16 protein-coding genes are annotated in these 19,180 nt (G+C 66.7%); 9 read left to right on the top strand and 7 right to left on the bottom strand.

Features of this window, described 5'->3' with window-relative positions; all coding sequences use genetic code 11:
• Window positions 1–380: 380 nt before the first annotated feature.
• The 3 genes from prpE to AC5P6S_RS16965 all read left to right on the top strand — a co-directional run bounded on the left by prpE (window position 381) and on the right by AC5P6S_RS16965 (window position 4,079).
• Window positions 381–2,261: a propionate--CoA ligase gene (gene prpE, locus AC5P6S_RS16975; RefSeq protein WP_043033750.1), complete on the top strand. Its 1,881-nt coding sequence runs from the start codon at window positions 381–383 to the stop codon at window positions 2,259–2,261.
• A gap of 212 nt (window positions 2,262–2,473) precedes the next feature.
• On the top strand, window positions 2,474–2,977 hold the full coding sequence (locus AC5P6S_RS16970) for a hypothetical protein (protein ID WP_005408228.1): 504 nt from the start codon (window positions 2,474–2,476) through the stop codon (window positions 2,975–2,977).
• A gap of 46 nt (window positions 2,978–3,023) precedes the next feature.
• A complete protein-coding gene (locus AC5P6S_RS16965) occupies window positions 3,024–4,079 on the top strand; it encodes a suppressor of fused domain protein (protein WP_227415240.1) in 1,056 nt (351 codons plus the stop codon).
• A 67-nt stretch (window positions 4,080–4,146) separates the two neighbouring features.
• Here AC5P6S_RS16965 and AC5P6S_RS16960 read toward each other — a convergent pair whose 3' ends face one another.
• From AC5P6S_RS16960 to AC5P6S_RS16940, 5 genes are all read right to left on the bottom strand, one after another.
• On the bottom strand, window positions 4,147–4,758 hold the full coding sequence (locus AC5P6S_RS16960) for a glutathione S-transferase N-terminal domain-containing protein (protein ID WP_005408230.1): 612 nt from the start codon (window positions 4,756–4,758) through the stop codon (window positions 4,147–4,149).
• 84 nt (window positions 4,759–4,842) lie between these two features.
• Window positions 4,843–5,301, bottom strand: a complete 459-nt coding sequence (locus tag AC5P6S_RS16955; RefSeq protein ID WP_004154513.1) for a cell wall hydrolase — start codon at window positions 5,299–5,301, stop codon at window positions 4,843–4,845.
• A 298-nt stretch (window positions 5,302–5,599) separates the two neighbouring features.
• The gene (locus AC5P6S_RS16950; RefSeq protein WP_495204678.1) at window positions 5,600–7,630 is read right to left on the bottom strand and encodes an FAD-dependent oxidoreductase; all 2,031 of its coding nucleotides are present in this window, start codon (window positions 7,628–7,630) and stop codon (window positions 5,600–5,602) included.
• Window positions 7,631–7,733: 103 nt separating this feature from the next.
• A complete protein-coding gene (yczE, locus tag AC5P6S_RS16945) occupies window positions 7,734–8,363 on the bottom strand; it encodes a membrane protein YczE (protein ID WP_005408232.1) in 630 nt (209 codons plus the stop codon).
• Between the two features lie 206 nt (window positions 8,364–8,569).
• Window positions 8,570–9,589 (bottom strand): zinc-binding alcohol dehydrogenase family protein, encoded by a 1,020-nt coding sequence (locus AC5P6S_RS16940; protein WP_060380688.1) that lies wholly within the window; start codon window positions 9,587–9,589, stop codon window positions 8,570–8,572.
• Between the two features lie 357 nt (window positions 9,590–9,946).
• Here AC5P6S_RS16940 and AC5P6S_RS16935 point away from each other — a divergent pair, with 357 nt between their 5' ends.
• The 4 genes from AC5P6S_RS16935 (at window position 9,947) to AC5P6S_RS16920 (ending at window position 13,024) form a co-directional block, all read left to right on the top strand.
• Window positions 9,947–11,047, top strand: a complete 1,101-nt coding sequence (locus tag AC5P6S_RS16935; RefSeq protein ID WP_005408234.1) for an OmpA family protein — start codon at window positions 9,947–9,949, stop codon at window positions 11,045–11,047.
• Window positions 11,048–11,266: 219 nt separating this feature from the next.
• Entirely contained in the window at window positions 11,267–11,773 is a 507-nt protein-coding gene (locus tag AC5P6S_RS16930) for a hypothetical protein (protein WP_005408235.1), read from the top strand.
• Between the two features lie 20 nt (window positions 11,774–11,793).
• Window positions 11,794–12,603, top strand: a complete 810-nt coding sequence (locus AC5P6S_RS16925; protein ID WP_043033745.1) for a pseudouridine synthase — start codon at window positions 11,794–11,796, stop codon at window positions 12,601–12,603.
• 85 nt (window positions 12,604–12,688) lie between these two features.
• A complete protein-coding gene (locus AC5P6S_RS16920; RefSeq protein WP_005412356.1) occupies window positions 12,689–13,024 on the top strand; it encodes a hypothetical protein in 336 nt (111 codons plus the stop codon).
• Window positions 13,025–13,108: 84 nt separating this feature from the next.
• Here the strand turns inward: AC5P6S_RS16920 and kbl are convergent, their stop codons facing one another.
• On the bottom strand, window positions 13,109–14,317 hold the full coding sequence (gene kbl, locus AC5P6S_RS16915; RefSeq protein WP_005408238.1) for a glycine C-acetyltransferase: 1,209 nt from the start codon (window positions 14,315–14,317) through the stop codon (window positions 13,109–13,111).
• 198 nt (window positions 14,318–14,515) lie between these two features.
• On the opposite strand from kbl, the gene AC5P6S_RS16910 reads away from it, so the two are divergent.
• A complete protein-coding gene (locus tag AC5P6S_RS16910) occupies window positions 14,516–15,211 on the top strand; it encodes a TorF family putative porin (protein ID WP_065183759.1) in 696 nt (231 codons plus the stop codon).
• A gap of 132 nt (window positions 15,212–15,343) precedes the next feature.
• Here AC5P6S_RS16910 and tdh read toward each other — a convergent pair whose 3' ends face one another.
• Window positions 15,344–16,366 carry an L-threonine 3-dehydrogenase gene (gene tdh, locus AC5P6S_RS16905; RefSeq protein ID WP_010483949.1) on the bottom strand — a complete coding sequence of 341 codons (1,023 nt, stop codon included), beginning with the start codon at window positions 16,364–16,366 and terminating at the stop codon, window positions 15,344–15,346.
• A gap of 478 nt (window positions 16,367–16,844) precedes the next feature.
• On the opposite strand from tdh, the gene AC5P6S_RS16900 reads away from it, so the two are divergent.
• On the top strand, window positions 16,845–19,007 hold the full coding sequence (locus AC5P6S_RS16900) for a S46 family peptidase (protein WP_100438899.1): 2,163 nt from the start codon (window positions 16,845–16,847) through the stop codon (window positions 19,005–19,007).
• Window positions 19,008–19,180: the final 173 nt, after the last annotated feature.

Below are 19,180 nucleotides of genomic sequence, written 5' to 3'. Positions count from 1 at the left end.
CTGTCGAAGGCGGGGTGGGTCCGGTTGCGGGGGCGTGAGCCGCATGGGCCCGAGGCATGCCTCGGGCGGGTTGGGCAGGACGCCCAACCCCGGTCTTGCCGTGTGCGCAGGACTGCGCACACGAGCAAGCGGCGACCGAGCCTCCAAGGACGGATTCACGGCGTCCCCCGCAATCGGACCCACCCCGCCATCCCCCAGTAAGCCAGCTTCTGCTGTTGCTTCGGCTGTTGCTTCTGAGGTTGCCGGCCAGCGGCCGGCACTACCGCGGGTGCAGGGCGCAGCCCTGCATAACAAACCCCACCCCCTACCAAGGTAGGGCGGCCCGCGCGGCAGCGCCGGACTATCCTCGAACCCATGACTTTGTCTGGGAGGGCTGCGTCATGAACTACGAGGAAACCTACCGTCGCTCGATCGACGAGCCGGAGGCCTTCTGGGGCGAGGAAGCCAAGCGCATCCATTGGCATAAACCGCCGCAGCAGGTGCTCGACTACAGCAACCCGCCGTTCCGGCGCTGGTTCGTCGGCGGCGAAACCAATCTCTGCTACAACGCCGTCGACCGCCACCTGGCCGAGCGCGCCGACCAGCTCGCGCTGGTCGCCATCTCCACCGAAACCAACAGCACACGCGAGATCACCTATCGCCAGCTGTACCGCGAAGTGAACGACTTCGCCGCGGTACTCAAGCACCTCGGCGTCGGCCACGGTGACCGCGTGGTGATCTACATGCCGAACATGGCCGAGGCGGTGTTTGCGATGCTGGCCTGCGCGCGCATCGGTGCGGTGCACTCGGTGGTATTCGGGGGCTTTGCGGCGCACAACCTGGCGCTGCGCATCGACGATGCCAAGCCCAAGCTGCTGATCGCGGCCGACGCCGGCATGCGCGGTGGCAAGCTGATTCCGTACAAGCCGATGGTCGACGCCGCCTGCGCCGAAGCGGCGTCGCCGCCACCGCATGTGCTGATCGTGTCGCGTGGGCTGGATGCCGCCGAACCCCGCGTGCCGGGCCGTGACGTGGACTACGCCACGCTGCGTGCGCAGATCGGTGAAGTCGACGTGCCGGTGCAGTGGCTGGAAGCGAGCGAACCGAGCTACCTGCTGTACACCTCCGGCACCACCGGCAAGCCGAAGGGCGTGCAGCGCGATGTGGGCGGCTATGCAGTGGCGATGGCGCAGTCGATGGAGACCGTGTTCGACTGCAAGCCGGGCCAGGTGATGTTCTCCACCTCCGATGTCGGCTGGGCGGTGGGCCACTCCTACAATGTGTACGGCCCGCTGATCGGTGGCTGCACCTCGCTGCTGTACGAAGGGCTCCCGACCAATCCGGATCCCGGCATCTGGTGGGCGCTGTGCGAGCAGTACAACGTGCGCACGATGTTCTCCTCGCCCACCGCCATCCGCGTGCTGAAGAAGCACGACGCGGACTTCATCCATCGCCACGACCTGCGCGCGCTGAAGTACCTGTTCCTGGCCGGCGAGCCGCTCGACGAGCCGACCGCGCACTGGATCAGCGAAGCGCTCGGCAAGCCGATCATCGACAACTACTGGCAGACCGAGACCGGCTGGCCGGCACTGACCCTGTTGCCGGGCCTGGAGATGAAGCCGGTGCGCTTCGGTTCGCCGGGCTTCCCCAATCTCGGCTACCGGATGAAGGTGATCGACGAGAACACCGGCGAGGAAGTCGCACCGGGGCAGAAGGGCGTGCTGGTGGTGTCGCCACCGCTGCCGCCGGGTTGCATGAGCACCGTGTGGAATGATGACAGCCGCTTCCTGCAGAGCTACTTCAGCCACTTCAAGGAACTGCTGTACAGCTCGCTGGACTGGGCGATCCGCGACGACGATGGCTACACCTTCATCCTCGGTCGCACCGATGATGTCATCAATGTAGCCGGGCACCGTCTGGGCACGCGCGAGATCGAGGAGGCCATTTCCAGCCATCCGCGGGTGGCCGAGGCCGCCGTGATCGGGGTCAAGGATGAACTGAAGGGGCAGGTGCCGCTGGTGTTCGTCACCCTCAAGCAGGGCCTGGATGGCGAGGATCCGGCGCCGGTGGTGGCCGAGATGATGGCGACGGTGACCACCTCGCTCGGCGCGGTCGCACGCCCGGCGCACGTACACGTGGTCAATGCACTGCCCAAGACCCGCTCCGGCAAGCTGCTGCGGCGCTCGCTGCAGGCGCTGGCCGAACAGCGTGATCCGGGCGACCTGTCGACGCTGGACGACCCCAGCGCGCTGGAGGAGATCCGCCGCGCGCTGGGCCGTTGATCCGGTAGTGCCGGCCGCTGGCCGGCACCCCCATCAATCCCGAGGTTGCCGGCCAGCGGCCGGCACTACCCGCGGCACTTGCGCTAAGCTCGGCCTGTCATCGACCTGCAATACGCGGCGCGCGCCGGGGGCGCGTGCCGTCCGGGGATGGCACACAGGGGGGCGCGCCCGTCAGGGCGCGCCGGCATTGTGCATCGAGGGAGGGGGAGGCAATGGCATTGCTGCACGCCAAGACGGCTGCTGGCCGTCAGGAAATCGAAGACCGTGGCCGGCGCCTGCCGGCGGCACTGCGTTCGATCCTGCTGATGGTCGACGGCCATCGCGATGACACCGAACTGCGTGGCCTGTTCGAAGGCCTGCGCGCGCCGGCCGATGCACTGGAGCAGCTGGAAGCGCAGGGCCTGATCGAAGTGATCGGTGGCAATGCCGAGGTGGCACCGGTACGTGGCATCAGCACCGGCCGCGAACAGGATCCGGCGTTGTACCAGCAGCTGTACGACGCGATGAGCGAGGCGGTGCGGCGCCACCTGGGCCTGAAGGGCTACTTCATGCAGTTGAAGATTGAACGCTGCACCGATGCACTTGCACTGGAACGCCTGTGCCCGGAACTGCTGGCGGCGGTGGGCAAGGCGCGCAGCCCGGCGCTGGCGCAGCGCTGGTGGCAGGAAACCCAGGCCGCCGTGGTCAATGGTGGCGGCGAGGTCGTGCAGGCATGAGCCACCGCGTAAAGTGATCGGTTCACTTCCCCACAAGGAGTCCCGCGTGCAGGACGACCACGACGACACCGACACCCCAGGCTGGGACGCGATCAATGCGGCGCTGGCGCCGCTGTATGCCGGCCAGGAACCCCGTCACTACGGTACGGCGTTGCCGTACACGCTGGGTGGCCAGGATCCACTGGATGGCATCAGCGTTTACTGGGTGGATGCACCGGTACCGCATTGGCACTACATCACCTACGGCTTCTCCGAGCTGTACACCAAGGAGAGCAGCGATGCCGCCGCCAGCGGCTATGGTTTCGAGCTGACCTTCCGCCTGGCTGCTGAAGCCGGTGAGCACGCCGGCAGTACCCCGCCGGTGTGGCCGATGAACCTGCTGCAGAACCTGGCGCGCTACGTGTTTGGCAGCGGCAACGTGTTCGAGGATGGTCACCATCTGAACGCCAACGGCCCGATCGCGCTGGAGACCGGCACGCGTCTGTGCCACCTGGCCTTCATCGCCGATCCGCAGTTGCCTGCGCGCGACACCGCCAATGGCCACCTGCAGTTCCTGCAGCTGGTCGGGCTGACCGATGAGGAGATGGAAGCGGTCAAGCGCTGGTCGACGCGCGGCGTGCTGCAGGCGCTGCAACCGGCGATGCCGCTGTGGATCAGTGACCTGCATCGCGGCAACCTGTTGGAGGATCCGACACTCGCCGCACAGGTGCGGGCCGGCAGCGAGCGCGAGGGCTCCAGCACCGGCATGTTGTTCATCGAGACACTGGATTGGCGGCAGGAGGCGGGCGTCACCACCCTGGTGCTCGGCGCCGGCCAGGTGGCCAGTGTGTGCGAGCTGTTGCCATTGCGCCTGCGCCACGGCAAATCGCTGGAACTGGCCAGCCGCGAGCGGCAGTGGGAGTTCATTCCGGCAGCGCGCGGTGAAACCGGCGAGGTATCGGCCGACAGCGCGCGCTGGGCGCTGGACGAGACGGGGCTGCAGGCCCTGGCGGGCGTGCGTGCCGAACGTGGCATCTACCCGGTGGCGGGAGCGCTGCGCATCGAAGTGGTGCCGACCTACCTGCGCGATGCCAACGGTGAAGTGATCCGCCAGATCGGCTGAGTGTGGTGATGGCGCCGGTGGGGTCAGAGCCGCCTGCTGTGCAGACGGATCCGACCCCGGGTCAGGCTCAGGCCAGGCCTTCGGCCTTCAGTGCGGCCTGCACGCCGGCATCGGCGTCCATGCGTGCCTTGTAGGCGGCCAGGTTGTCCAGGCCCGACAGGTCGACCTTGGTGCCGGCGGCCCAACGCAGGGTGATGTAGAAGTACGGATCGGCGAAACTGCGGAAGCCGGCCAGCCAGGGCTTGTCGGCCAGCTGCCTGTCAGCGGTCTCGAACAGGCCACGCAGGCGCTTGTGTGCGGCGGCGCGGATCGCGTCGAACTGGCTTTCGTCGGCGATGAACTTGCCCGGTGCGAACAGCGGCGAGAAGGCCGGATGCACGTCGGAATTGACGAAGGCCAGCCAGCGGGTGGCTTCGGCACGCTGGCGCGCACTGCCATCGCCGCCGAGGCCGGCCTGCGGGTAGGTGTCGGCGATATAGCCCATGATCGCGGCGTTCTGCAGCAGCACGAAGTCGCCATCGACCAGCGCGGGAACGGCGCCGGCCGGATTGATCTTGAGGAATTCCGGACCCTTCAGGGTGTCCTTGTTCAGCAGTTCGACCTCGAACGGCTGGCCGGTCCACTGCAGGGCGATGTGGTCGGCGGTGGAACAGGCACCGGGCTTGCTGTACAGCTTCATGGGAACTCCAGGTGATGCGGGCGGGAAACGCCCACTATCCCAGAGCCTGCCAGCGGGCGGCAACGCTGCCGCCAGCACGGATCGTTACGACTGCCGCGGCTTGAGGTTCTGCACCTTATAGAAGGTGTGATCGCCGATGGTGGCCACCTGGTAGGCGTTGCGCCAGTTCGGGCTGGCGATGGACAACGCGGCGAAGTGGCTGGCTCCGGGCACGATCTCGCGGCGCTCGCCGGCCGGCAGCGCCCAGTTGCGCTCGGCGTCGAAGGCCACGTTCATTGCCTCGCTCCAGGCCGCGTCATTGCCCAGCTGGGTGCCGGGGGAGACGATGGTCGGCGCGAACTGCTTGCGCGCGGTGACCACCTGGCACATCGAGTCGCCCCACAGGCCACTGTCGAGGCGGCGCAGGGCGACCTCGGCAACGGCTTGCTGGCCGCGCAGGGTCTGGTCGCGGGCTTCCAGGTAAACGGTGGTGCTCAGACACAGTGAATCAGCGGCCGGCTGCGGCAACAACTGCGACAGCCAGAGAATCCAGGCCAGTTTCATATAACTCCTTGCTCCGTATGGGCCGCACTCTCCGCTTCCAGTCGCGGGGGCGACAGGATGCGGGGTACGACTTGGCGTCATGGGGAGGCGGCCATCGGGGCCGCCCCGTGGGCAGCCCCAAAAGAAACGACCAGTACCGATCGTGGGGGCTGCGCCGGCTCACCGGAAACTGGCTGGTGAGCGGAAAGATGGCGCAAGGTAGGGGGGCGTAGCCGAACGCATCGTGAACCGTCCGGCTTGACATTCAGGTTCGGGAGGGGTGATGGAAATCACATTCCGTCCCCCATTCAGGCGCTCATCAGAGCGCGGCGGCCACCCGGCTGCCTTGGTCGATGGCCCGCTTGGCGTCCAGTTCGGCCGCTACATCGGCACCGCCGATCAACGTCGCGCTGATGCCGGCGGCCTGCAGTTCGGCCTGCAGCGAACGGTTGGGTTCCTGCCCGGCGCAGACCACCACATGATCGACCGGCAGCAGCTGTTCGCTGCCCTCAACGCGGATGCGCAGGCCTTCATCGTCAACACCCAGGTACTCGACGCCGCCGAGCATGCGCACGCCCTTGGCCTTCAGCGTGGCGCGGTGGATCCAGCCGGTGGTCTTGCCCAGCCGCGCGCCGGGCTTGCCGGGGCTGCGCTGCAGCAGCCACAGCCGCCGCGGCGATGCCTCGGGCTGCGGCCTGGCCAGCGAGCCGCGGGCCTCGAATGTGCTGTCCACGCCCCATTCGGCCATCCAGCGCTGTGGGTCCAGCGAGGGGGACTCACCAGCGTGGCTGAGGAACTCGCCGACATCGAAGCCGATGCCGCCGGCGCCGATGATCGCCGCACTGGCGCCCACTTCGACCCGGCCCAGCAGCACGTCCAGGTAGCTGACCACCTTGGCGTGGTTGGCGCCGGGGAAGTCGACCTTGCGCGGCGTGATGCCGGTGGCCAGCACCACCTCGTCGAAGCCGGCCAGGCTGGCCGCATCTGCTCGCGTGCCCAGGCGTAGCTGCACGCCGGTTTCAGCCAGCTTGTGGCGGAAATAGCGCAGGGTCTCGTGGAACTCTTCCTTGCCGGGGATGCGCTTGGCCACGTTGAACTGGCCACCGATCTCGTCGTTGGCATCGAACAGGGTGACCTGGTGGCCGCGCCCGGCGGCCACCGTGGCGCAAGCCAGGCCGGCCGGACCTGCGCCGACCACCGCCACCTTTTTCGGCGTGGCAGCCGGGCGGTAGACCAGCTCGGTCTCGTGTGCGGCACGCGGATTGACCAGGCAGCTGGCCAGCTTGTTCTCGAACACGTGGTCCAGGCAGGCCTGGTTGCAGGCGATGCAGGTGTTGATCGCCTCGGCGCGGCCGGCGCGGGCCTTGTTGGGCCATTGCGGGTCGGCCAGCAGCGGGCGCGCCAGCGACACCATGTCGGCGCCGCCGCTGGCGAGGATGCGCTCGGCGACGTCGGGCATGTTGATGCGGTTGGTCGCCACCAGCGGCACCGTTACATGCGGCTTGAGCTTGGCGGTGACACCGGCGAAGGCGGCGCGCGGCACCGAGGTGGCAATGGTCGGGATGCGCGCTTCGTGCCAGCCGATGCCGGAATTGATGATCGTCGCGCCAGCCGCCTCGATGGCCTGGGCCTGCTGCACGATCTCTTCCCAGTTGCTGCCGTCGTCAACCAGATCCACCAGCGACAGGCGGTAGATGATGATGAAGTCCGGGCCGCAGGCCTCGCGGATGCGGCGCACGATCTCCACTGCAAAACGCATGCGTTGGTGGGCGTCGCCGCCCCAGCGATCGGAGCGCTTGTTGGTGCGCGGGGCGATGAACTCGTTGATGAGGTAGCCCTCCGAGCCCATCACTTCGACGCCATCGTAGCCGGCTTCACGGGCCAGCTTTGCGCTGCGTGCGTAGTCGGCGATATGCCGCTCGACGCCGCTGGCCGACAGCGCACGGGGGGTGAACGGGTTGATCGGCGCCTTCAGCTTCGACGGTGCCACCGACAGGGGATGGTAGGCATAGCGGCCGGCATGCAGCAGCTGCAGGCAGATCTTCGCGCCGTGCTGGTGCGCGGCCGCGGTGAGCTGCCGGTGCGGGCGCACTTCCCAGGGCCAGGACAGCTTTCCGCCAAAGGGCTTCAGCCAGCCGACCACGTTCGGCGCGAAGCCACCGGTGACGATCAGGCCGACGCCACCTTCGGCGCGTTCGGCGAAGTAGGCGGCCAGGCGCGGGAAGTCGCGGGCGCGATCTTCCAGGCCGGTGTGCATCGAACCCATCAGCACGCGGTTGCGCAGCTGGGTGAAGCCCAGGTCCAGCGGGGCGAACAGGTGGGGATAGGCGCTTTCGTTGGCTGGCGACATGATCGATACGCTTGCGTACGGAAGCGCGAAGCGTGCCGGGAAACGGCGGCCGGGGCAAGGGGCGCGGGCGGTAGTGCCGGCCGCTGGCCGGCATTCGATCAGCTCAGGGTGATTGCGGTTGCCGGCCAGCGGCCGGCACTACCGGGGGACGCCCAATCCCGAACCAGCCCAGCGTTACTCCGCACAGGGGGCCGATCAGCAGGGCGAAGGCGAGGGTGCCGACACCGACATTGCCGCCCAGCCACCAGCCCAGCAGCAGCACGCTGCCCTCGATCAGGCTGCGCACCTTCCAGATCGGCCAGCCGGTGCGGGCATGCAGGCCGGTCATCAGGCCGTCGCGCGGGCCGGGCCCGAGCTTGGCGCCGATGTACAGGCCGGTGGCCAGGGCGACCAGCAACATGCCGGCGCAGAACATCGCCAGCTGCCAGCCAAGGCCGACCGCCGGGGGAAGCAACCACAGCCCGAACTGCGCGGATGGGCCGATCAACATCACGTTGAGCACGGTGCCGACGCCCGGCTTCTGTCGCAATGGCCACCACAGCAGCAGCACCAGGGCACCGATCACATTGGTGGCCAGGCCGAACGATAGCGGCGTCTGTGCGGCGATGCCCTGCGACAACACGTCCCAGGGGGCCACGCCGATCGCTGCACGGATCATCAGCGAGGCGCCGAAGCCGTACAGGAACAGGCCGATGATCAGTTGCAGCAGACGCAGGGGCAGGGCGGTGGGCATGGTGGCGCTCGGGGAGAGGGGGGGCTGTTTCCACCGTAATCCCGATTCAGTCACTCCCATAGATACAGATGCCGGCCGATCCACCGCTACAGGAGTCGTCGATCCTGCGTATGGGCCGTTCTGTGGAGGTGGGCCATGCTCCGGCTGCTTTGCCTGGCACCGCCAGCCGAACATGGCTCGGCACTGCACCGGCGTTCCAGCCTGGCTCAGTCGCCCCAGCCGGCCAGCGCCAGCTTGCCCACCGTGCGCCCGCTGGCCAAGCGCTGATGCGCGATGTCCAGATTCGCCGCATTGATCGCGCCCAGCGTCTCGCTGAGGGTGCCGCGCAGCTGGCCAGCGTCGATCATGCTGGCCGCGCGGCTGAGGATGCGGTGCTGTTCGATGCGGTCCGCCGTGGCGAAGCGCGAACGCGCGAACATGAACTCCCAGTGGATGCCGATGCACTTGGCCTTGTAGGGATCACCGATGCGCAGCGCGCCGCGCGGTTCGACGATGAGGCCGACATGGCCCTGTGGCGCCAGCAGCTGACCCAACGCATCCCAGTAATGGTCGGTGTCGGCCAGGTTGAGCGCGACCTGTACTGCGTCGATGCCCAATGCCTGCAGCTGGGGCAGCAGCGGCTGCCGGTGGTCGATTACATGCTGGGCACCCATCTGCCGGCACCAGTCGATCGACGATTCACGCGAGGCGGTGGCGATCACCTCGAATCCAGCATGCCGGCCCAGCTGGATCGCCATCGATCCAACACCGCCTGCTCCGCCGATCACCAGCAGGTGCTGGCCGGCATGGCGGCGATCATCCAGCTGCAATGGCATGCGCTGGAACAGCAGTTCCCATGCGGTGAGCGTGGTCAGTGGCAGTGCGGCCGCTTCGGCGAAGTCGAGCGTGGTCGGCTTGCGCGCTACCAGCCGTTCGTCCACAAGATGGAACTGCGCATTGCAGCCTGGCCGGGTGACATCACCGGCGTAGTAGACCTCGTCGCCGGACGCGAACAGGCTGGCGTCCTCGCCGATCGCTTCGACCACCCCGGCGGCGTCCCAACCGAGTACGCGGGGGGCTTCGAGCGTGGCCGGATCGGTGGCCGCCCGCTGCTTGCCGTCGACCGGGTTCACCGAGACGGCCTCGACCCGGATCAGCAGGTCGCGGCCACGCGGAGGCAGCGGCGGGGGGAGGCGGATATCGCAGAGGGCAGGGGCGGATTCACGACTCAGGGCGACAGCTTTCATCTCGGCTCCGGCTGGGTACGTGGCTCCATCATAGAGTTCCTCACGTTTCAGCAGATACGCTGAATCGGGTGGAGCAAGCTGTTGCGCAATATGTCGTATTCCGCACCTAAACCCCGTCAAACCCTTGCAGCGTGAGGGTCTTGCGGATTTTCATCATCCTGTATAGGGTTTCAACGTCGGACCGGTGGAGGGTCGGGCGCGATACTTCACATGTTACGGGACTGTTAACATGACCTTCACCCGCCTGAGCATAATGTTCGCGGCGGTGGCGTGCTGAATCGGCTGTCGAACATCGACGCACTAGTGCTGGCCCATGCCTCTACCGGTTTCATACCCCCGAAATAGGAGCTGTACTCAATGAACAAGAAGATCCTTACTGCCGCGCTGCTGGGTGGTCTGGCTTTCGCCCAGGCTGCGTCCGCGCAGGAGTTCGATGACCGCTGGTACCTGACCGGTTCGGCCGGCTTCAACTTCCAGGACAGCGACCGCCTGACCAATGACGCTCCGTTCGTCACCCTGGGCCTGGGCAAGTTCATCAGCCCGAACTGGTCGCTGGACGGTGAGCTGAACTACCAGAACCCGAACTTCGACGCCAACAAGGACATGAACTGGTCGCAGTACGGCGTCTCGCTGGACCTGCGTCGCCACTTCATCAAGGAAGGCCGCGGCTGGAACCCGTACCTGCTGGCCGGCCTGGGCTACCAGAAGTCGGAAGAAGAGTACAACCCGATCAGCGGTGGCCTGGCTGACCGCAAGGACGGCAACTTTGCCGCCAAGGTCGGCGTCGGTCTGCAGACCACCTTCGAGAAGCGCGTCGCTGTCCGTGCCGAAGTCGCCTACCGCGCTGATTTCGACGACCAGAGCGTGAACCCGAAGCGTGCCGGCAACGATGAAAGCTGGTTCGGCGACGTGCTGGCTTCGGTCGGCGTCGTGATCCCGCTGGGCCCGGCTCCGGTCGCGGCTGCTCCGGCTCCGGCTCCGGTTGCCCCGAGCTGCGCCGACCTGGATGACGACGGTGACGGCGTCAACAACTGCGACGACAAGTGCCCGAACTCGCAGCCGGGTCAGACCATCGGTCCGGACGGTTGCCCGGTGCCGGTCTCCATCGACCTGAAGGGCGTCAACTTCGACTTCGACAAGTCGAACCTGCGTCCGGACGCCGTGGCGATCCTGAGCGAAGCCACCGAGATCCTGAAGCGTTACCCGGATCTGCGCGTTGAAGTCGCCGGTCACACCGACTCGAAGGGTACCGACGCTTACAACCAGAAGCTGTCGGAGCGTCGTGCTACCGCCGTGTACAACTACCTGACCAAGAACGGCGTTGACGCCGGTCGCCTGGTCGGCCCGATCGGCTACGGCGAGAGCCGTCCGATTGCTCCGAACACCAACCCGGATGGTTCGGACAACCCGGAAGGTCGCGCCAAGAACCGTCGTACCGAGCTGAACGTCCAGAACTAAGTTCTGACGCTCTGCCAGTAGGACACAGCAGGACCCGGCTTCGGCCGGGTCTTGTTGTTTCTGCGGCCCGGAATCCGGTGCCTGCCGGTCCGGGGGTAACCGTTCGTCGGGTTTTTGTCCGTAAAACCAATGGGTTGCCGTATTCATTGAAAGTGGCGCTTGAAAGCTGTCGCGGCATTGCTAAACTCGCCGCGTCACTTCCTTTCCTGGATGCCCTTCATGCTGCGCTCTGCATCGGCCGCCGTCCTGGCGCTGGCCCTGGTTCCCGCCGCCCACGCTGCGGTCGATTGCTCGGTCAACACCAGCGCCTCGCCGCTGCCGTTGCCGGCCACGACCATCGCGCCGGTGGCCGACGAGCTCTACATCCGTGGCAACCAGCTGGGCATGCCGGCCGGCGTGCTGAGCAGCAACTACGATCCGTCGCAGTCGCTGGACCAGGTGCTGCAGCGCCTGCGCATCGATGGCTGCCAGAACATCGCCAAGGCCATTCCGAGCGCACCGGCGGTGAAGCCGAACGATCCGGCGGCCTACAAGCCGCAGACCGAATTCGACAACACGCCCTGGCGCTTCGACATGAGCCAGAACGGCAAGCGCATGACCGCCGAAGAGTTCGACGCCTGGATGAAGGCGCGTGGCGTGCGTGTGGTCAAGGCGCGTCCGGCTCCGGCCGCCACTCCGGCCCCGGCCGAAGCACCGGCTGAGACCAAGCCGGTCGACAAGAAGTAAGCACCGCGGGGAGCAGAGGCTTGCGCACGCGCCGCCCACCTGCCACCCCCGCCGCCCGCTCCCACGCATCGCGTGGGCGTGCGACTCCCGCTGCCACCGCCGCCGGTGTCCGTCATGGCCTGGCGCGCGTGCTGTCCAAGGCCGGCGTCTGCTCGCGCAGCGAGGCCGCGCGCTGGATTGCCGAGGGCCGCGTACGCGTCTCCGGCCGCATCGTGCGGGATCCCGAGTTCCCGATTGGCCAGCCGGCGCCGCCGATCGAGGTCGATGGCCAGCCGATGGGCGCGCCGCAGCGCCTGTACCTGATGCTCAACAAGCCACGCGGGGTGGTGACCACCGCGCAGGACGAGCGTGGCCGCGACACCGTCTACCGCTGTTTCGATGGTGCAGGGCTGCCGTGGATAGCGCCGGTCGGGCGCCTGGACAAGGCCAGTGAAGGGCTGTTGCTGTTCAGCAACGATCCGCAGTGGGCGGCGCGCCTGACCGATCCGGAAACGGGTCCGCAGAAGACGTACCACGTGCAGGTCGACCGCCTGCCAGATGACGCCACGCTGGCGGCCCTGCAGGCTGGCGTGGATGACGAGGGCGAGTTCCTCGTGGCCCAGGCCGTGCGCGTGCTGCGCAGCGGCGACAAGACCGCGTGGCTGGAGGTGGTCCTCGACGAGGGCCGCAACCGCCACATCCGCCGCCTGCTGGCGGCCTTCGACCTGCAGGTGCTGCGCCTGGTCCGGGTTGCGATCGGCGGGCTGCAGCTCGCCGATCTCGGCAAGGGCCAGTGGCGGATGCTGGAGGTCAATGACCAGCAGCGGTTGGGGGCCGCTGCACCGGGCTGATCATCGCCCGCGGCCGGCGGTTGCCGGCCACCGTTCCAGGCGTAGGGGGCGCCTGGTTGCTGAACTTCCCGAACGGAGCCTGCCCATGTACCACCCGACCCTCAACCAAACCCTGCGCTGCGCAGGCCTGCTGCTGCCGATGGTGCTGCTGACCGCCTGTGGTGGCCACAAGAAGGTGGCCAAGGCAGAAACGCCGGCCGAAACCCCGGTGGTGGAAGTGAAGACCCCGGAGCTGGATGGCCGCGGCAGCTACCGCTTCCTGATGAGCAACGGCGACAAGAAGATGACCGCCGATGAGTTCGATGCCTGGATGAAGGCCAACGGCATCCGCGTTGCCAAGGGCAACGGCCAGGACGCTGCCGCCAAGCCGGTGGTGGTGGCCAGCAAGGACGAGCCGAAGGGCAAGAAGAAAAAGAAGTGATGCCGGGAAGGTGCCGACCTCGGTCGGCACGCCCTCAAGCTCTGGTAGGTGCCGACCTTGGTCGGCACGCTTTGACCGCTGGGATCAACCCTTGATCACGCCCAGCTCGACGCCAATGCGGGTGAACGCATCGATCGCGCGGTCCAGGTGCTCGCGGCTGTGCGCAGCGCTGATCTGGGTGCGGATGCGCGCCTGGCCCTTGGGCACCACCGGGAAGAAGAAGCCGATCGCGTAAATGCCTTCTTCGAGCAGGCGCTCGGCGAACTTCTGCGCCAGCGGTGCGTCGTACAGCATCACCGGGCTGATCGGGTGCACGCCCGGCTTCACGTCGAAACCGGCGGCGACCATCTTTTCGCGGAAGTAGCGGGTGTTCTCCACCAGGGTGTCGCGCAGGTCGTCAGCGGCGGCCAGCATCTCGAACGCCTTGATGCCGGCGGCCACCACATGCGGCGGCAGCGAGTTGGAGAACAGGTACGGCCGCGAACGCTGGCGCAGCAGCTCGATCACCTCGGCGCTGGCGCAGGTGAAGCCGCCCAGTGCGCCGCCCATGGCCTTGCCCAGGGTGCCGGTGATGATGTCGATCTTCTCCAGCACGCCCTTCACTTCGGCCGAGCCGCGGCCGGTGGCACCGAGGAAGCCGGTGGCGTGGCATTCGTCGATGTGCACCAGCGCGTTGTACTTCTTCGCCAGCGCGGTGATCTCGTCCAGCGGGGCAATGAAGCCGTCCATCGAGAACACGCCGTCGGTGGTGATCAGCTTGGTCTTGCAGCCGGCGGCATCGGCGGCCTGCAGCTGGGCTTCCAGGTCGGCCATGTCGCAGTTGGCGTAGCGGAAGCGCTTGGCCTTGCACAGGCGCACGCCGTCGATGATCGAGGCGTGGTTCAGTGCATCGGAAATGATCGCGTCGTTCTCACCGAGCAGCGGTTCGAACAGGCCGCCGTTGGCGTCGAAACAGGCCGCGTACAGAATGGTGTCCTGCTTGCCGAAGAAGTCGGCGATCTGCTTCTCCAGCTGCTTGTGCAGGTCCTGGGTACCGCAGATGAAGCGCACCGAGGCCATGCCGAAGCCGTGGGTATCCAGCGCATCCTTGGCGGCCTGGATCAGGTCCGGATGGTCGGCCAGGCCCAGGTAGTTGTTGGCACAGAAGTTCAGCACCTTGCGGCCATCCTCGAGGGTGATCTCGGCCGACTGCGGGCTGGTGATGATCCGCTCGGACTTGAACAGGCCCTGGGCGCGGATGGCGTCCAGTTCCTCGGCGTAGTGGCGGGTCAGGGCGGAGGAGGCGTCGGTCATGGCGTGGGCACGGCTCTGAACGGGGAAACCGTTGATTCTACCGGGCTACGACGGCCTTCGACCGGGCCGGGCAGGGCACCGCCACGGGTGGCACATGTTGCATCGCAATAGCAAACGGGTTAAAAATTCGTGAACCGCGCCTGTCTGGCGCCGGTTGCCCGCTCCCCCTTCCCGCCCCCGCCACCCTCGGAGACGCCCATGAAGCACGCCCGTGCCTGCCTCGCCATTGCCGCTGCCCTGACCCTGGCCGCCCCGTTCGCCGCCAGCGCCCAGGAAAACGAATCGCCGTACAGCTGGAACGTCACCGCTGTTTCCGATTACCTGTTCCGTGGTGTGTCGCAGACCGACGAGGATCCGACCCTGCAGGCCGGTTTCACCTACACCAGCCCGGTTGGCCTGTACGCAGGCGTGTGGGGCTCGGGCGTGGATTTTGGTGCGGGTGACCCGAAGACCGAGGTCGACTACCTGATCGGCTACGGCGTGGACGTCAGCGAGCGCGTCAACTTCGACGTGCTGCTGAACCGCTACACCTACCTGAAGTCCAGCCACCAGAACTACAACGAGCTGATCACCACCACCACGCTGGATGACACCTACAAGCTGACGGTGGCCTACACCAACGATGTCTGGAACAGCAGCACCGATGGCTGGTACTTGGGCCTGGGCGGCAGCTGGGGCCTGCCGAAGGACTTCACCCTGAATGCCAACGTCGGTCGCAGCACCTTCGAGGACGGCATCGCCAAGGACTACACCGACTGGAACGTCGGCGTCGCGCGCCAGTTCGGCCTGTTCAACGTTGGCCTGGGCTACTACGGCACCGACGGCAACGGCCGCGACAACTCCGGCAAGCTGGCCCACAGCCGGGTGATGCTGAGCGTCGCGATCGGCAAGTAACGCCGCAGGCGTTACGGGTAGTGCCGGCCGCTGGCCGGCAACACCAAAGAAAAAGGCGCCCATCGGGCGCCTTTTTCAATTTCAAGGTGTGCCGAGCAGGCTCGGCACCCACCCATCGCGCACGGCGAAGGGTCAATTCCAGCTCAAAACAACCTTGCCGGCCTTGCCTTCTTCCATCAGGTCGAAGCCCTTCTGGAAGTCGTCGATCGGCAGCTGGTGGGTCATCACCTTGCCGAGCGGGAAGCCGGACAGCACCAGCTGGGTCATCTTGTACCAGGTCTCGTACATCTTGCGGCCGTAGATGCCCTGCACGGTCAGGCCCTTGAAGATGATCTTGTCCCAGTCGCAGCCGGCGCCCTTGGGCATGATGCCGAGCATGGCGATCTTGCCGCCGTGGTACATGCAGTCGAGCATGTCGTTGAACGCACGCGGGTTGCCGCTCATTTCCAGGCCCACGTCGAAGCCCTCCATGTGCAGTTCCTTCATCACGTCCTTCAGCGACTGGTTGGCCACGTTGACCACGCGGGTGGCGCCCATGTCGGCGGCCAGCTTCAGGCGGAAATCATTGACGTCGGTCACCACCACGTTGCGTGCACCGATGTGCTTGCAGATGCCGGCGGCGATGATGCCGATCGGGCCGGCACCGGTGATCAGCACGTCCTCGCCGATCACGTTGAATTCCAGCGCACAGTGCGCGGCGTTGCCGTAGGGGTCGAAGAACGCAGCCAGCTCCGACGGGATCTGGTCCGGGATCGGCCACAGGTTGCTGGCCGGCATCACCATGTATTCGGCGAAGGCGCCGTTGACGTTGACGCCGATGCCGACGGTGTTCGGGCACAGGTGCGGGCGGCCGCCACGGCAGTTGCGGCAGTGGCCGCAGACGATGTGGCCTTCGGCCGAGACGCGCTGGCCGATTTCATAGCCGGTCACGGCCGAGCCGAGTGCGGCGACGCGACCGACGAATTCGTGGCCGATGGTCAGGCCCGGCTTGATGGTGCGCTGGCTCCACTCGTCCCACAGGTAGATGTGCAGGTCGGTACCGCAGATCGCGGTCTTTTCGAGCTTGATCAAGACCTCGTTCGGGCCCGGGGTCGGCACCGGAACCTCTTCCAGCCAGATGCCCTTGGCCGCTTCGCGCTTGACCAGGGCCTTCATCGTTTGCTGCGCCATCGGGGTGGAACTCATCAGGGGGAAAGCGCGGATTATAGGGTGCCGCGCGGATTTCCCATGTTGCGCTGCGGGTGCATTGGCGGAACGAAAGGCGTGCGCCGGCGGGCGTTTCGAACGTGCCGCAAACAGCAGCGCCTCCCTGATTCCGGGGGAGGGGGCGTGGTCACCCTGGCCGGGACACGCAAAAGCCCATCCATGGTGCTCGATGGCGCCTTGCTCGTGCGCGCTGTCCTGCGCACACGGCAAGACCGGGGTTGGGCGTCCTGCCCAACCCGCCAGTCGCATGCGCCCGGCCCATGGCGCCATCGGTCCCGGCCAGGGTGACCACGCCCCCTCTGGACCATTCCATGTGCGCGGCCGACGTGCGCATGGCAGCGCAAGAAGTAGGCCCATGACTTCCGGGGTTCGGGCCGGGGCAGGGCGGCGGGCTACAATCGAGGGTTCCACTACCAGGGGCCGCTCCATGCGCTCGAACCTGCTTGCATTCTCCATCGTCGCCAGCCTCGGGCTGGCCCAGGTCGCCCATGCCGCTGAAGGCATGTGGGTGCCGCAGCAGCTGCCGGAAATCGCCGGCCCGCTGCAGAAGGCCGGCCTGAAGCTGTCCCCGGAACAGCTGTCCAACCTGACCGGCGACCCGATGGGCGCGGTCGTCGCCCTCGGCGGCTGCACCGCCAGCTTCGTCTCGCCGCAGGGCCTGGTGGTCACCAACCACCACTGCGCTTATGGCGCCATCCAGCTGAATTCGACCGCGCAGAAGAACCTGATCAAGGACGGCTTCAACGCGCCGACCCTGAAGGACGAACTGAGCGCCGGCCCGAACGCCCGCGTGTTCGTGCTCGACCAGATCACCGACGTCACCACCCAGGCCAAGGCCGCCATCGCTGCCGCCGGCAACGACCCGCTGGCCCGCAGCCGCGCGCTGGACGCCTTCGACAAGGCCCAGGTCGCCGCCTGTGAAGCCGATGCCGGCTTCCGCTGCCGCCTGTACAGCTTCTCCGGAGGCAACACCTACCGCCTGTTCCGCAACATGGAAATCAAGGACGTGCGCCTGGTCTACGCGCCCCCGGGCAGCGTCGGCAAGTTCGGCGGCGACGTCGACAACTGGATGTGGCCGCGCCACACCGGCGATTTCTCGTTCTACCGCGCCTACGTCGGCAAGGACGGCAAGCCGGCCGCCTTCGCCGCCGACAACGTGCCGTACCAGCCCAAGCACTTCCTGAAGTTCGCCGACCAGCCGCTGGGTGCCGACGACTTCGTGATGGTGGCGGGCTACCCGGGCCGCACCAACCGCTATGCCCTGGCCGGTGAATTCAACGAAACCGCCAGCTTCACCTACCCGACCATCGCCAAGCACTACAACGCCGTGCTGAAGATGATCGCCGACGCCGGCAAGGCCGACGCCGACGTCAAGGTGAAGTACGCCGCCACCGCCGCCAGCATGAACAACGTGGCCAAGAACTACCTGGGCCAGCTGGAAGGCTTCAAGCGCATCGACGCCGCGGGCCAGAAGCAGGCTGAAGAAGCCGCCGTGCTGGCGTGGCTGAAGAAGCAGGGCGCTGCCGGCAAGCCGGCCCTGGCGGCACACGCGCAGCTGCTCAAGCATCTGGATACCAGCAAGTCGACCCGCGAACGCGACCTGTTCGTCGGTCAGTTCAACAACACCTCGGCCGTTGGCGCGGCGATCACCCTGTACCGCCTGTCGATCGAGCGCAGCAAGCCGGATGCCGAACGCGAAGCCGGTTACCAGGAACGCGACCTGACCACCATCGAAGGTGGCCTGAAGCAGATGGACCGTCGCTACGTGGCGAAGATGGACCAGCAGCTGCAGGCCTACTGGCTGGAGCAGTACGTGGCCCTGCCGGCCGCACAGCGCGACAACGAAGTGCTGAACAAGTGGCTGGCCGGCAGCGATGCCGCTGCGGTGAAATCGCTGGTGGGCAAGCTGTCGGGCACCGAGCTGGGCAGCCTGGATGCACGCCTGAAATGGTTCAAGGCCGACCGCGCCGCGTTTGAGGCCAGCAACGATCCGGCCATCCAGTACGCCGTGGCCGTCATGCCGGCACTGCTGAAGCAGGAAGAGCAGAAGAAGATCCGCGAAGGCGAATCGCTGACCGCGCGCCCGCTGTACCTGCAGGCCGTGGCCGACTACAAAAAGAGCCAGGGTGAGTTCGTCTACCCGGACGCCAACCTGTCGCTGCGCATCACCTTCGGCAACGTCATGGGCTATGGCAAGGACGGCGTGAAGTACACCCCGTTCACCACCCTGGAAGGCGTGGCGGCGAAGGAAACCGGTGAGGATCCGTTCGATTCGCCGAAGGCGCTGCTCGATGCGGTCAAGGCCAAGCGTTATGGCGGCCTGGAAGACAAGCGCATTGGTTCGGTGCCGGTGAACTTCCTGTCCAACCTGGACATCACCGGTGGCAACTCGGGTTCGCCGGTGCTGGACGCCAACGGCAAGCTGGTCGGCCTGGCCTTCGATGGCAACTGGGAATCGGTCAGCTCCAACTGGGTGTTCGACCCGGTGATGACCCGCATGATCGCCGTCGACAGCCGCTACATGCAGTGGATCATGCAGGAAGTGGCGCCGGCGCCGCAGCTGCTGAAGGAACTGAACCTGGCGAAGTGAGGTAGTGCCGGCCGCTGGCCGGCAACCTCGACCAGACAGCCGGAGTTTCCGAAACCCCGCGACCCACGTCGCGGGGTTTTTTCATGCCCGGCCCGGTGCGCCGAACAGGTATCATCCCTGTTCCGCGTACTTCACAGGATGTGAACGAAACGCGGAAACCTCCTCCCCCCAGG

The organism is Stenotrophomonas sp. YJH_SMC_119 (assembly GCF_059368315.1).
This window is presented reverse-complemented; position numbering and strand designations above follow the sequence as displayed.

Excerpts from the sequence above, each read along its gene's own strand:
- AC5P6S_RS16935 (WP_005408234.1), top strand. The coding sequence starts at position 9,947 with ATGAACAAGAAGATCCTTACTGCCGCGCTGCTGGGTGGTCTGGCTTTC.
- AC5P6S_RS16960 (WP_005408230.1), bottom strand. The coding sequence starts at position 4,758 with ATGAAGCTGTACAGCAAGCCCGGTGCCTGTTCCACCGCCGACCACATC.
- AC5P6S_RS16910 (WP_065183759.1), top strand. The coding sequence starts at position 14,516 with ATGAAGCACGCCCGTGCCTGCCTCGCCATTGCCGCTGCCCTGACCCTG.
- AC5P6S_RS16950 (WP_495204678.1), bottom strand. The coding sequence starts at position 7,630 with ATGTCGCCAGCCAACGAAAGCGCCTATCCCCACCTGTTCGCCCCGCTG.
- AC5P6S_RS16920 (WP_005412356.1), top strand. The coding sequence starts at position 12,689 with ATGTACCACCCGACCCTCAACCAAACCCTGCGCTGCGCAGGCCTGCTG.
- AC5P6S_RS16955 (WP_004154513.1), bottom strand. The coding sequence starts at position 5,301 with ATGAAACTGGCCTGGATTCTCTGGCTGTCGCAGTTGTTGCCGCAGCCG.
- AC5P6S_RS16930 (WP_005408235.1), top strand. The coding sequence starts at position 11,267 with ATGCTGCGCTCTGCATCGGCCGCCGTCCTGGCGCTGGCCCTGGTTCCC.
- tdh (WP_010483949.1), bottom strand. The coding sequence starts at position 16,366 with ATGAAGGCCCTGGTCAAGCGCGAAGCGGCCAAGGGCATCTGGCTGGAA.
- AC5P6S_RS16970 (WP_005408228.1), top strand. The coding sequence starts at position 2,474 with ATGGCATTGCTGCACGCCAAGACGGCTGCTGGCCGTCAGGAAATCGAA.
- kbl (WP_005408238.1), bottom strand. The coding sequence starts at position 14,317 with ATGACCGACGCCTCCTCCGCCCTGACCCGCCACTACGCCGAGGAACTG.
- yczE (WP_005408232.1), bottom strand. The coding sequence starts at position 8,363 with ATGCCCACCGCCCTGCCCCTGCGTCTGCTGCAACTGATCATCGGCCTG.
- AC5P6S_RS16940 (WP_060380688.1), bottom strand. The coding sequence starts at position 9,589 with ATGAAAGCTGTCGCCCTGAGTCGTGAATCCGCCCCTGCCCTCTGCGAT.
- AC5P6S_RS16900 (WP_100438899.1), top strand. The coding sequence starts at position 16,845 with ATGCGCTCGAACCTGCTTGCATTCTCCATCGTCGCCAGCCTCGGGCTG.
- prpE (WP_043033750.1), top strand. The coding sequence starts at position 381 with ATGAACTACGAGGAAACCTACCGTCGCTCGATCGACGAGCCGGAGGCC.